Genomic DNA, 14,338 nt, shown 5'->3' on the forward strand with positions numbered 1-14,338 from the left:
AATTTGTTCCATAAGCATTTATGACAATAAATTAATTGAAATATTCAAAAATCTAATATATAATAAATATCTATAAATATGTATATTGTATAATAAATATGCAAAAATCTATATGAAGTATATAACAATTAAGGAGTGGTGTGCTTGATTAAAAAATTCAAGAGGGTTCTTGTTGCAAACAGAGGAGAAATTGCAATAAGAATATTCAGAGCTTGTCATGAACTTGGCATAAGAACAGTTGCAATATACTCTAATGAAGATAAATGTGCTCTTTTTAGAACAAAGGCTGATGAATCATATCTTATAGGACAAAACAAGGGGCCTATTGAGGCCTACCTTAGCATAGATGAGATAATAAACCTTGCAATAAAAAAAGGCGTTGATGCTATACACCCAGGCTATGGTTTTTTATCTGAAAATCCTGAATTTGCAAGAAAATGTGAAGAAGCAGGAATAGAATTTATAGGACCTACCGCTGATATGATGGATAAACTTGGGGATAAGATAAAGTGTAAATTAGTTGCAAAAGCTGCAGGGGTTCCTACAATTCCAGGCGTTGAAAAGCCTATAACATCAGAGGAAAAAGCCATAGAATTTGCAAGACAGTGTGGATACCCTGTAATGCTAAAGGCTGCAGCTGGCGGTGGAGGCAGGGGTATGAGAATTGTAAGGAGTGAGGATGAGCTTATTAATGCTTTTAATAGTGCAAGAAGTGAGGCAAAAAAAGCCTTTGGAATTGATGATATATTTATTGAAAAATACCTTGAGGGGCCAAAACATATAGAAGTACAGATTCTTGGAGATAAATATGGAAACATAGTACATCTATATGAGAGGGACTGCTCGATACAAAGAAGGCACCAAAAGCTAATAGAATATACGCCTGCCTTTTCACTTCCTAAGGAAAAGAGGGATGAAATATGCTCTGATGCATTAAAAATTGCAAAAGCTGTTGGCTATAGAAGTGCTGGTACGCTAGAATTTCTTGTTGACAAATACGGAAATCACTACTTTATTGAAATGAACCCAAGAATACAGGTTGAGCATACAGTAACTGAGATGGTAACAGGAATAGATATAGTTCAGAGCCAGATATTAATAGCTCAGGGTTATCCTTTACATTCAAAAGAAATAGGAATAGCATCTCAAGAGGACATAAAAGTTAATGGATATTCAATACAATGCAGAATTACAACAGAGGATCCTTCAAACAGCTTTGCACCTGATACAGGTAAAATAGATGTATATAGAACTGGCTCCGGATTCGGAATAAGGCTTGATGGAGGAAACGGTTTTACAGGCTCTATTATAACCCCATATTATGACAGCCTTCTTGTAAAGATAATATCCCACTCAAGAACCTTTGAGGATGCAGTAAGAAAGGCAGTACGTTCAATTAAGGAGACGACTATTAGTGGGGTTAAAACTAATTCGGCCTTTTTAATAAATGTACTGACCCATGAAAAGTTCTTAAAAGGTGATTGCGATACTTCCTTTATCTCTCAAAACCCACAGCTCCTTGATGTAAGACCAAGAGAAGATAAAGAACTTAAAATATTAAAATTTATTGGGGATAAAGTTGTAAATGAAACAAAAGGTGTTAAAAAAGAATTTGATGTTCCGGTAGTTCCAAATGTTGAAAGGCCTCAAAATCAAATAGGCACTAAGCAGATACTCGATGAAAAAGGTCCAATGGGCGTTGTTGAATGGATAAAATCTCAAAATAAGCTTTTATTAACTGATACAACTATGAGGGACGCCCATCAGTCCCTTATGGCAACAAGGCTAAGAACAGTAGATATGCTAAAAATAGCAAAGGCAACTTCAGTCCTTGCAGGAGATCTTTTCTCTCTTGAGATGTGGGGCGGTGCTACTTTTGATGTTTCCTACAGATTTTTAAAAGAGTCGCCTTGGGAGAGGCTCGAAAAGCTAAGAGCAAAGATTCCAAATATATTATTCCAAATGCTTCTTAGAGGTTCAAATGCAGTAGGATACAAAAACTACCCAGATAACGTTATAAGGGAATTTGTAAAAGAATCTGCAAGAAGTGGGATAGACGTATTTAGAATATTTGATTCATTAAACTGGCTAAAAGGTATGGAAGTAGCTTTAGACGAGGTTTTAAAAACAGGTAAAATAGCTGAAGTTTGTATGTGTTATACTGGGGATATACTTGATGAAAAAAGAGATAAGTATACATTGGAATATTATATAAAGATGGCAAAGGAAATAGAGAAGATGGGTGCCCATATACTTGGAATAAAGGATATGGCAGCACTTTTAAAGCCCCATGCAGCATATAAACTAATTAAAGCTCTTAAAGAAGAAATTTCAATACCAATACATCTTCACACTCACGATACAAGTGGTAATGGAGTTGCAACGGTGCTTTTAGCTGCTGAGGCAGGAGTTGATATTGCTGATTGTGCATTTAACAGCATGTCAGGCCTTACAAGTCAGCCTGCACTAAACTCAATAGTTGCAGCTTTAAAAAATACAAAGAGAGATACAGGAATAAATCTTGATGATATACAAGTTATATGCGACTACTGGAATGATGTAAGGCCTGTATATATGCAATTTGAATCAGGGCTTAAATCCTCAGCTGCAGAAATATATAAATATGAAATACCAGGGGGTCAGTATTCTAATTTAAAACCTCAGGTTGAAAGCTTTGGCCTTGGACACAAATTCCATGAAATTAAGGAAATGTATAAAAAGGTTAATGACATGCTTGGAGATATTGTAAAGGTTACCCCATCATCTAAAGTTGTAGGAGATCTTGCAATATTTATGGTAAAAAATGATCTAACTCCTGAAAATATATGTGAAAAAGCAAAGGATATGGCCTTTCCAGATTCAGTTGTTGATTATTTTAAAGGAATGATGGGTCAGCCGCAATGGGGATTTCCAAAGGAGCTTCAAGAGATTGTTTTAAAGGGTGAAAAGCCAATAACTTGCAGGCCTGGAGAACTTTTAGAGCCTGAAGATTTTGATAAAATAAAAAATCTTCTAAAAGAGAAGTTTAACATAGAGCCTACAATGAAGGATGCTTTAAGCTATGCTCTATATCCTAAAGTTTTTGAGGAGTATTTAAAATATGTAAGAGAATTTGGGGATTTGAGCAGAATTGGGAGCGATATATTCTTCCATGGGCTCTATGAAGGAGAAACCTGTGAGGTTGAAATAGCAGAAGGTAAAGTTTTGGTTATAAAGCTTCTTGAGATTGGAAAAATTGATAGTGAAGGATTAAGAACAGTTGCTTTTGAGGTGAATGGAAACAGAAGAGAGATAAAGATTAAGGATAAGGCAATAAGTGCTAAAAGTGAAATTAAAACTGTAGAGATGGCAGATCCTGAAAATAAGTTTGAAATAGGAGCAAGTATCCCAGGAACAGTTTTAAAGCTTCTTGTGAAAGAAGGAGAAGATGTTAAAAAGAACCAGACAATCATGGTGATTGAAGCTATGAAGATGGAAACAAACATTACAGCTCCCTTTGATGCAAAAATTGAAAGTATAAAGGTAAAAGAAGGGCAGCAGGTTAGAACAGGTGAATTATTAGTAGTATTAAAATAGGGTATGAATTTTCATACCCTATTTTAATTTTAGAAAAAAAGGAAAGTATTTCTTGACTTTAAAACATCGTTTGTTATAAAATAAACATAGTGGATTCACTGAATGCATTCAGTAAAAATAAATAGATACAGGAGGTATGGACATGGCGTATAAATATAAGAAATTATTTGAATCAGTAAAGATTGGATCTATTGAAATAAAGAACCGCTTTGCGATGGCGCCAATGGGTCCTTTAGGATTAGCTGATGCTGAAGGTGGTTTTAACCAAAGAGGTATAGAATATTATACAGCCCGTGCACGTGGAGGTACCGGACTTATTATTACAGGCGTTACTTTTGTTGATAATGAAATTGAGCAGCACGGAATGCCAAATGTTCCTTGTTCTACTCATAATCCAGTTCACTTCGTTAGAACAAGCAGAGAATTGACTGAAAGGGTTCATGCTTATGATTCTAAAATTTTTCTACAGATGAGTGGTGGATTTGGAAGAGTAACAATACCTACAAATTTAGGAGAATATCCACCTGTAGCACCTTCCCCTATTCCTCATCGTTGGCTTGATAAAACTTGCAGAGAATTAACAAAAGAAGAAATACGCACTATTGTTAAAAAATTCGGCGATGGAGCTTATAATGCAAAAAGAGCTGGGTTTGATGGTGTTGAAATCCATGCAGTTCATGAAGGATATTTAATAGACCAGTTTGCAATATCATTTTTTAATCACCGTACAGATGAATATGGTGGATCTTTAGAAAACAGATTAAGATTTGCGAAAGAAATTGTTGAAGAAATTAAATCAAGATGTGGAAAAGACTTCCCTGTAATTTTAAGATATAGCCCAAAGAGCTTTATTAAAGATTGGAGAAAAGGAGCTTTACCAGGGGAAGAGTTTGAAGAGAAAGGAAGAGATATTCCTGAGGGAATTGAGGCAGCAAAATTACTTGTATCCTATGGATATGATGCTTTAGATGTTGATGTAGGAAGCTATGATTCATGGTGGTGGAGCCATCCCCCAATGTATCAAAAGAAAGGTCTTTACATTCCTTATGCAAAAATAATAAAAGAAGTAGTTGATGTGCCTGTATTATGTGCTGGAAGGATGGACAACCCTGATTTAGCTTTAGATGCTGTTGAAAGTGGAGCTTGTGATATTATTAGTCTTGGACGTCCATTATTAGCTGATCCTGATTATGTGAATAAGCTTCGCTCAGGTAAAATTGCAGATATACGCCCATGCTTATCATGCCAGGAAGGATGCATGGGAAGAATACAGGAGTATTCAGCTCTAAACTGTGCTGTAAATCCAGCAGCATGTAGAGAAAAAGATGCAGAACTTACAATAGCATTAAATAAGAAAAAAGTACTTATTGTAGGTGGAGGAGTAGCTGGCTGCGAAGCTGCAAGAGTTTTAGCTTTAAGAGGACATGAACCTGTGATATATGAAAAGAGCAGCTGTTTAGGTGGAAATCTAATACCAGGAGGAGCTCCAGATTTTAAAGAAGATGATATAGCCTTAATTGCTTGGTATGAACATACTCTAAAGGAATTAAATGTAGAAGTAAAATATAATGTCGAAGTTACACCAGAAATCGTTAGAGAAGCTAATGCAGATGTAGTTATTATTGCTACAGGCTCAAAACCAAAGGTTCTTGATTTGGGATGTAATGACAAGGTATTCCAAGCTGCAGATGTATTAACTATGAAGGCTGATCCAGGAAATGATGTAATTGTTGTTGGTGGAGGATTAGTTGGTTGCGAACTTGCATTGTGGCTTGCACAAAATAAAAAGAATGTTACTATAGTTGAATTACAGGATAAACTTTTAGCTGTAAATGGGCCTTTATGTCATGCTAACTCAGATATGTTAAAAGAATTGATACCATTTAATGGTATTAAAGTATTGACTTCATCTAAGGTTATAGAAGCAACCCCAAATGGTGCAGTTGTAGATGTAAATGGAAATAAGCAGGAAATAAAGGCGGATAGCATTGTACTAGCTGTTGGATATGATTCAGAAAACACGTTATACAATGAACTTAAATATGAGATAGAAAAGATTTATCTAATTGGAGATGCTCGAAAAGTTGCAAACATAATGTATGCAATCTGGGATGCTTATGAAGTTGCAGCTAATATATAAAATTTAATTAAAAGCTTTTATCCCTTAAATTAAACATAGTATATAATGCTTTGTTTAATTTAAGGGTTTTTTGTAGAAATATTGAATAACATAAACAAGTTTAGTATAATGTTTCTGTTAAATTTTTTGAAGGTTAGGGAGAGTCGATTTATGAAGAAAAAGACTAGTCGTGCTAAGCAAGCAGAGATTACAAAGAACAAAATCTATAACTGCGGAGTAAAGCTTATTCGTAAGCACGGCTTTGACAATGTAACGGTAGAGGAGATTGCAAAACAAGCAGGGGTTTCTGTCGGGACATACTATTATTATTTTGAGTCTAAATTTGAGCTTTTTAGTGAAATATATAAAAGAGCAGATGATTATTTCTTAAAAGAAGTAGCTGATAAATTTGAATCGAAAGACTGTAAAGGAAAGATATTAGAGTTTTTTGATAAGTATGCTGAATATAACTGTTTAGATGGAATAGATATGATAAAAAAACTTTATACTTCTGATAATAAAATGTTTATTACAAAAGGACGTGCTATGCAAAGAATTCTTGAGAAGATTATCGATGAAGGGCAGCGTAATGGAGAGATTATAAATTCAGAATCACCGGCAGAGATAACTAGAATGCTTTTTATTGTTGCAAGAGGTGTTGTATACAATTGGTGCCTTAATGATGGTGCAATCGATTTGAAAGATGAAATGAGAAAAATAATTGCTGCAATGTTAAATGGATTGTGTAATAGCAAGATAGATATGTAGTAGAAATAAAAATATAACTGTGATTAAAATTAGGTTATTGACAAGCATTTATATTTTCAATAAAATTAATATATATTAAATGAATCTTATCACACGACTGGCGGAAGTGGAGTTTACCACAGGGAGTGTGATTTGTATAGTGCCGACCGCCTGGGCAAAACCAGGCGGTTTTGTGTTTTTTTGACGTATTAGTAGAAATTGAAGGAGGTTATTGATATGTTTGAAAAAGAATGGAGAGATTTTAAAGAAGGAACATGGAAAAATGAAATTGATGTTAGAAATTTTATTCAGTGCAATTTTACTCCATACTATGGTGATGAATCTTTCCTTGAAAAACCTTCACAAAAAACCCTAAAGCTTTGGGACAAATGTAAAGCTCTTTTAAAGGAAGAACTTGAAAATGGGGGAGTTTTAGATATTGATACAGAAAGAATAAGTGGAATTACGTCATATCCTTCAGGATATATTGATAAAGAGCTTGAGACAATATATGGTCTTCAGGCTGATAAACCTCTAAAGAGGATTGTAAACCCTTACGGTGGAATTAGAATGGCAAAACAGGCTGTAAGTGCTTATGGGTTTAGTCTTAATCCTAATGTTGAAGAAATTTTTACAAAGTATAGAAAGACGCATAATCAAGGAGTATTTGATGTTTATACCGATGATATAAAAAAAGCTAGAAAAAATGGTGTTATAACAGGGCTTCCGGATGCTTACGGGAGAGGAAGAATAATAGGAGATTACAGAAGAGTTGCACTTTACGGAGTAGACTTTTTAATAGAAAAGAAGCTGCAGGATTATCAGAAACTTAATGAAATAAATGAGGAAACTATAAGGCTTAGGGAAGAGGTATGTGAACAAATAAAAGCATTAAATGAACTTAAAGAAATGGCAGAAGAATATGGATTTGATATATCAAAACCAGCTAAAAATGCAATAGAGGCTGTTCAGTGGCTATACTTTGCATATCTGTCTGCAATAAAAGAGCAAAACGGTGCTGCAATGTCCCTTGGAAGAACAAGTACTTTCCTTGATATATATATTGAAAGGGATTTAAAAGAGGGAACGATAGATGAAAAAATGGCTCAGGAGATAATAGACCAGTTTATCATAAAGCTTCGACTTGCAAGGGAGCTTAGGACACCTGAATATAATGAGCTTTTTGCAGGAGATCCCCTTTGGATTACAGAATCTATAGGAGGAGTTGGAGAAGATAAAAGACCTCTTGTTACAAAAACAAGTTTTAGATATCTTCACTCACTTATAAACCTTGGACCAGCTCCAGAGCCGAATCTAACTGTTTTATGGTCTGAGGATCTTCCAGAAAACTTTAAAAAGTACTGTAGTAAGATATCTGTTGAAACAAGCTCAATTCAATATGAAAACGATGATTTAATGAGACCTTATCATGGGGATGATTATGGCATTGCATGTTGTGTTTCAGCTATGACACTTGGAAAGCAGATGCAGTTTTTTGGGGCAAGATGCAACATTGCAAAAACCCTTCTTCTTGCTTTAAATGAGGGAAAGGATGAAATGAGTGGTACCCTCATAGTACCTGGTATAGAGCCTTTAAATGATGAAGTCCTCGATTATGAAAAAGTGATGAATAATTTTAATAAAGTACTTGATTGGGTAACAAAAGTTTATGTAGACGCTATGAATATAATTCATTATATGCATGATAAATATGCCTATGAAAGAATAATGATGGCACTTCATGATACTAATGTTGAGAGGCTTATGGCCTTTGGAATTGCTGGTCTTTCTGTTGCTGCAGATTCATTAAGTGCAATAAAATATGTAAAGGTAAAACCTGTTAGAGACGAAAGAGGAATAGCATATAACTTTATAATTGATGGCCAATATCCATGCTATGGAAATGATGACGACCGTGCTGATGAAATTGCAGTTGCTATTACAAAACTTTTTTATGAAAAAATAAGCAGATTTAAGCTGTACAGAGGAGCAATTCCTACTCTTTCAATACTTACTATAACCTCCAACGTTGTATATGGCAAAAAAACTGGTGCAACACCTGATGGAAGAGCTGCAAAAACTCCCTTTGCACCTGGTGCAAATCCTATGGCAGGAAGAGATAAAAAAGGAGTTTTAGCATTTTTAAATTCAGTTTCAAAAATATCTTATGATACTTGCAGGGACGGTATTTCCTGCACATTAAATTTAATACCAGAAGGGTTAGGAAAAGAATATAACGATAGAATAAATAACTTAAAGGCTATTTTAGATGGTTATTTTTACAATAAAGGGCATCATCTTAATGTAAATGTGATATCAAGAGAAACTTTATTGGATGCTATGGAGAATCCTTTAAAGTATCCCCAGCTTACAATAAGAGTTTCAGGATATGCAGTTAATTTTAATAGATTGACTGAAGAACAGAAAAAGGAAGTTATAGGGAGAACATTTCATAATAATATGTAGGTGATAGAATGAGAGCTTGTATACACTCAATTGAGACTTTTGGAACATTAGATGGTCCAGGGATTAGGAATGTTATATTTTTTCAGGGCTGTCCATTAAGGTGTCTTTACTGCCACAATCCTGACACAAGATTTATAAAGGAGCCTAACTACAATTTAAAGGAGCTTTTGGATTTTGTAGTTAAATATAAGCCCTATTTTAAAGCTTCAAACGGTGGGGTTACTGCAAGTGGAGGAGAACCTACAATGCAGGCAGGATTTTTGACTGAATTTTTTAAGGCTTGTAAAGAAAATGATATAAATACAGCCCTTGATACTTGCGGATATGTTGATATAGATACAGCTAAATTGATAATTCCATATACTGATATTGTACTTTTAGATATTAAGCATCTTGATGAAAATATATGTATAAAGCTTACAGGTAAAACAAATAAGAAGGCTTTAGAGCTTTTGGAATATTTAGAGGAAGAAAAAAAAGATGTTTATTTAAGGCAAGTTCTAATCCCTGAATGGACATCTTCCATTGATTATATAAAAGAACTTGGAAGATTTATTAATAAATATAAATGCATAAAAAAATTAGAGCTATTACCATACCATAAAATAGGTGAAACAAAATGGAATAATATAGGCCTTGAACCTCCTTTTAAAGATGTTCCTCCATTTCCTTATAAAAGAGCTAAGGAATATGCATCTATTTTAAGAGATGAATTTGATTTAAATGTGGTATAAATACATTATTTGATATATTATATATTTGGGAAAACATCTTATTTACAGGGGGAGTAGTTAAATGAAGAAAATTCTTTTAATTGCAACGGGAGGGACAATAGCTTCAGCTATTGGTGCAGAAGGTCTTGCCCCTGCAGTTACAGCAAATAAACTTTTAGAATATGTTGAAGATGTCAAAAGTTATTGTCAGATTGATTCTGTGCAGCTTCTTAATATTGACAGTACTAATATGAAACCAGAATATTGGATAAAAATAGCAAAACATATAGAAGAAAAATATAATAAATATGATGGATTTGTAATAACACATGGGACTGATACTATGGCCTTTACTGCAGCAGCCCTTTCATATATGATACAAAACCTTGATAAACCAGTTGTTATAACAGGAGCCCAAAAGCCTATATCAGCAAAAGAGACTGATGGAATTAAAAATTTAATTGACGCAATAAAATTTTCCTGTGAAGATGTAGGCGGAGTCTTTGTTGTTTTTGATAGGAAGGTTATTTTAGGTACAAGAGCAACAAAACTTAGAACAAGAAGCTATAATGCCTTTGAAAGCATAAATTATCCTTATATTGCATTTATTGAAGATGGAAATATAAAATATAATAAATTAGATATTATAAAAAAATCAGAGGATGGACCTAAATTTATTATTACAATGTGCTCTAATGTTTTTCTTTTAAAGCTAATTCCTGGATTAGAACCACAGATACTCGATTATATAAAGGATAAATATGAAGGATTGATTATTGAAAGTTATGGAAGTGGAGGAATACCTTTTGAGGATGAAAAAAACATGCTTCCAAAATTAAAGGAGCTTGTTGATAAAGGTATTGCAGTTGTAGTTACAACACAGGTTATACTTGAAGGAAGTGATCTTAGCCTATATGAAGTTGGACAAAAAGCTCTTAAAACACCTGTCATACCTGCCTTTGATATGACAAGGGAAGCTGCTGTAGTAAAACTTATGTGGGCTTTAGGTCAGTCAAAGGAATTAAAAAGAGTTAAAGAAATATTTTTAACTCCAATAAAGGATGACTTTATATATTAAGTCGAAAGCAAAAGCTTTCGGCTTAATATATTTTTTATTTTATCCTTACTAATAAATCAAATTCTATTGAATTTATTTTTATATTATCCTTTGAGGCTGTATCTTTCATTCCGTTTATTGAAAACATAATCAATTTTATATTAAGCCTATCAGTTTCAAATATATAGGTCATGTCTGAAAGGTCTATTCTTTCTTTATTTATATATCCGTATTTATTATGAATATTTTTTACAATTGAAGATAAATCCTTTTCAAAAACATTAATATTATCTAAAAATATTTTTATTTTTTGATTATCATAGCTGTATTCTACCTTTAACCTGCTATTTGATTGACTATTGATATTTTTAGGATATCTGAAGCTGAAAAGATAATCATATCCTTTAATATCAACTGGAGTACTTAAATCACCAAGCATATATGAAAAAAAGTCATTTATTTCATTGTTATACCATATATCCATATATTCAAAACCGAATATACTTTTCATGTCAGAGATTTGAAAATTATCTGGTATATATTTTAATTCTTTAAAGGAATGATATCTTTCAAAATAACTTAATATTGAACTTATGTCTTTTTTATCCTCATCTGATATATTAGCTGAAGGTTTTATAGTTTTATTATTTAGCATTTTGTTTTTAATAAGTATGCTTTCAAATCTTTTATTTTGACTTAAAACTGATAATGAATATGAGCTCCATGGACCAATTACTGAGAGTATTGCAATTATTGATAATGTTAATGGTAGAAAAATATTTTTCTTTATTTTTGATATGTTATAGTAGAGCATAACAATAAATACCCAAATTCCAAGGGCTACTACAAAATACCTGTTTTCAGTTATTCCATAAGCTTTTATTCTAATCCCTATTGAAAGAAACATTATGATTATAAGAGGAATAATAATTTTTGTAATATAGAAAATAAAATATTTTACCCAGCTATTTTCATCTTTCAAGGGGAATATAAGAAATATTACTATTGATGTTATAGCAGAGTACCAGAGTACAAGATTTGCAACAATACCTTTTGGCCATTGAAAAGCTATGACTATTTTTATAAAGTATATATAAAGTATTATTGTATATATAGAGATTAAAGGCATTATTATATATAAAAGCAATATCTTAAGTACTTTGGAGTACTCAATAGATAAAATATCTTCATCCTCATTTGGAATCCCTGCAAGAAAATATCCAGGTATAAATATTCCACAAATTAGAAACCACATATAAATATAAATATTAGAATAAACATGTATGCCAAGAAGTTTATCTATTGTAAAAAGTATAGCACCTATTCCAGACTGTAAAACTACAGAATATAACATAGTTACAAAAAATCTTGTTACAAGCTTTATTGTATAAAGCTCAAGGTTTTCCCTGTTATAAAAGAAAGGAGTAATAAGTGCTATAAGATAAAAAGCAAGGTTTAAAGCTATAAAGCGTGTTGTTGATACCATATCAAACTTTTCAAGGCAAAATAGGTAATAGATTATTAAAAAAACTAAAGATACAAAGTATATTAAAAATTTTGCTGACTTTTTTACTTTCTTATATCTTTCAAATAAAAATGTTATTATTAAAGAAACAGGAATTGAAAGTGCAAGTATCATTGCAAACCTTGATAAGGTTTCGTGAAGGTTTGCATTTTCACTCTTTGATATTTCTAATTGAGCTATTAATATAATAGATGTTAAGGTTGAAAGAGTAAGTGTTAATGGAAAACGCCTTATACTCTGTTTGAATGAAATAAGTATTTTCTTAATTTGATTAAATATTTTCATTAAAAATCCTCCAAAGATTAATTTTAAATTATATATTGATTATACCAAAATATTGAAGAATAAACAGGAGGGTAAATTTAGGAAACAACACTTTAAAATGTTTTTACGATGTTGTAATATAGTATTAATATAGTTAAATCAGAGATTGCGAGGATATGTTGATGGGAACAAAAATGCTAAAAATAAAGTTGTATTTTTTATATTATATTTTATTCAGCACATCTGCATGTTTTTATCCATTTATTACATTATATTTTCAAAGTAGGAATATTCCATATTATAAAATAGGTTTTTTATTTGCTATAAACTCCTTTGTAAGTATTATATGCCAGCCTATATGGGGAATAATTAGTGATAGATATTTAGGAAAGAGAAAAACAATTTTTTTTATAATGATTAGCAGTGCTATTTCAATAATATCATTTATATTTATAAAGAGTTTTGAAATGATTTTAATTTCTATTATTATTTTTATGGCTTTTCAAAGCCCTATAGTTCCTATATCAGATGCTTACTGCTATGAAATTATTGATAAAAATAAAGCTATTCAGTATGGGAAAATTAGGCTCATGGGATCAATGGGATATGCTGTTACAGCTTTGATTCTTGGGATTGTTATAAAGAAATCATCAATTGAATCTACTTTTATTTCATATACAATAATTATGATATGTACAATCTTCATGTTAAAAAGTATTAATTTTAAAAGTAAACAAGCTGGTGTACCAATAAATATTAATGATATATCAAAAATCATTAAAAATAAAAAATTCATTTTAATATCATTAGCTGGTATGTTTGCATCTGTTGCAATGGGAGCAAATAGTAGTTATATAAGTGTATTGATACAAAAAACTGGAGGGGATGTTTCAAAACTTGGATTAGTTTGGTTTGTTATTGCAATGAGTGAGTTGCCTCTTTTTTATATAGGCAATAAGATAATGAAAAAGATAGGGATATTGAATTTTTTTATTATAGGCACTACATTTTTTGTAATAAGATTTTTTATTAATTCAATATGTACCTCATATAAAACAGTAATATTAGTACAGCTTATGCAGTCAATAACTTTTCCACTATATCTTTTGTCAACTATTGAGTATGTAATCAAAAATTCAGATTCCAATATGAAAACATCAGCACTTACAGTTTTTTCTGCTTTTACAAATGGACTTGGAGGACTTTTAGGAAATATATTAGGAGGTTATATACTTCAATTAAGTAGTGTATTTGTTTTGTATAAGGTTTTATCTTTAAGTTGCATTATTTCTACAGTAGTAGCCTTGCTATTGAAAAGTTATGAAAGGATTAAGATTAGTTAAAGTAAACCCCATAAAATTGCTTGAATAACATAGTTTTAAGCAGTTTTATGGGGTTATATTTAATATTGGTAAAAATTTTATTACTAAAAAATTGATTTTTGTAATAAAAAAGAATATAATAATATATGAACAATTATTCATATATTTAAATGAGGTGATATAATGGAAACAAAAATTGAAACCTGTTCATGTAATATAATACATGAAGATGTTGTGTGTAAAGTTAAAGAGAAAATGCCAAATGAAGAGACTCTTTATGATTTAGCAGAGTTTTTTAAAGTATTTGGTGATAGTACAAGAATAAAAATAATGTGTGCACTCTTTGAAGAGGAGATGTGTGTTTGTGATATTGCGGCTTTACTTAATATGACTCAATCTGCTGTATCCCATCAATTAAGGGTACTTAAACAATCAAGACTTGTAAAATATAGAAAGGAAGGAAAGGTTGTTTACTATTCACTTGATGATGAACATATTAAGGATATATTTAAAGAAGGATTGGAACATATAAATGAAAGGGGATGAGAA

9 protein-coding genes and 1 riboswitch are annotated in these 14,338 nt (G+C 31.7%); of the genes, 8 read left to right on the plus strand and 1 reads right to left on the minus strand.

What is annotated here, in order from left to right:
* The first annotated feature begins 147 nt into the window (after positions 1–147).
* The 6 genes from FDN13_RS10945 (at position 148) to FDN13_RS10970 (ending at position 10,699) form a co-directional block, all read left to right on the plus strand.
* The gene (locus tag FDN13_RS10945) at positions 148–3,576 is read left to right on the plus strand and encodes a pyruvate carboxylase (RefSeq protein WP_138981080.1); all 3,429 of its coding nucleotides are present in this window, start codon (positions 148–150) and stop codon (positions 3,574–3,576) included.
* A gap of 142 nt (positions 3,577–3,718) precedes the next feature.
* Entirely contained in the window at positions 3,719–5,716 is a 1,998-nt protein-coding gene (locus FDN13_RS10950; RefSeq protein ID WP_138980376.1) for an FAD-dependent oxidoreductase, read from the plus strand.
* A gap of 150 nt (positions 5,717–5,866) precedes the next feature.
* Positions 5,867–6,463: a TetR/AcrR family transcriptional regulator gene (locus tag FDN13_RS10955; RefSeq protein WP_138980378.1), complete on the plus strand. Its 597-nt coding sequence runs from the start codon at positions 5,867–5,869 to the stop codon at positions 6,461–6,463.
* A gap of 83 nt (positions 6,464–6,546) precedes the next feature.
* Positions 6,547–6,626, plus strand: a riboswitch (ZMP/ZTP riboswitch).
* A gap of 53 nt (positions 6,627–6,679) precedes the next feature.
* A complete protein-coding gene (gene pflB, locus FDN13_RS10960) occupies positions 6,680–8,908 on the plus strand; it encodes a formate C-acetyltransferase (RefSeq protein ID WP_138980380.1) in 2,229 nt (742 codons plus the stop codon).
* A gap of 8 nt (positions 8,909–8,916) precedes the next feature.
* Positions 8,917–9,642 carry a pyruvate formate-lyase-activating protein gene (gene pflA / locus FDN13_RS10965; RefSeq protein ID WP_138980382.1) on the plus strand — a complete coding sequence of 242 codons (726 nt, stop codon included), beginning with the start codon at positions 8,917–8,919 and terminating at the stop codon, positions 9,640–9,642.
* A gap of 61 nt (positions 9,643–9,703) precedes the next feature.
* Complete coding sequence (locus tag FDN13_RS10970) at positions 9,704–10,699, plus strand: asparaginase (RefSeq protein WP_138980385.1); 996 nt, start codon at positions 9,704–9,706, stop codon at positions 10,697–10,699.
* Between the two features lie 34 nt (positions 10,700–10,733).
* On the opposite strand, the gene FDN13_RS10975 is transcribed toward FDN13_RS10970, so the two are convergent.
* Positions 10,734–12,488 carry a DUF4153 domain-containing protein gene (locus FDN13_RS10975; RefSeq protein ID WP_138980387.1) on the minus strand — a complete coding sequence of 585 codons (1,755 nt, stop codon included), beginning with the start codon at positions 12,486–12,488 and terminating at the stop codon, positions 10,734–10,736.
* A 161-nt stretch (positions 12,489–12,649) separates the two neighbouring features.
* On the opposite strand from FDN13_RS10975, the gene FDN13_RS10980 reads away from it, so the two are divergent.
* On the plus strand, positions 12,650–13,810 hold the full coding sequence (locus FDN13_RS10980) for an MFS transporter (RefSeq protein WP_168190148.1): 1,161 nt from the start codon (positions 12,650–12,652) through the stop codon (positions 13,808–13,810).
* A 162-nt stretch (positions 13,811–13,972) separates the two neighbouring features.
* Positions 13,973–14,335 (plus strand): ArsR/SmtB family transcription factor, encoded by a 363-nt coding sequence (locus FDN13_RS10985; RefSeq protein WP_138980391.1) that lies wholly within the window; start codon positions 13,973–13,975, stop codon positions 14,333–14,335.
* Positions 14,336–14,338 lie beyond the last annotated feature (3 nt).

Origin of the sequence: Caloramator sp. E03 (genome assembly GCF_006016075.1) — a bacterium.
In the GTDB taxonomy this organism is placed as follows: Bacteria; Bacillota; Clostridia; order Clostridiales; family Caloramatoraceae; genus Caloramator_B.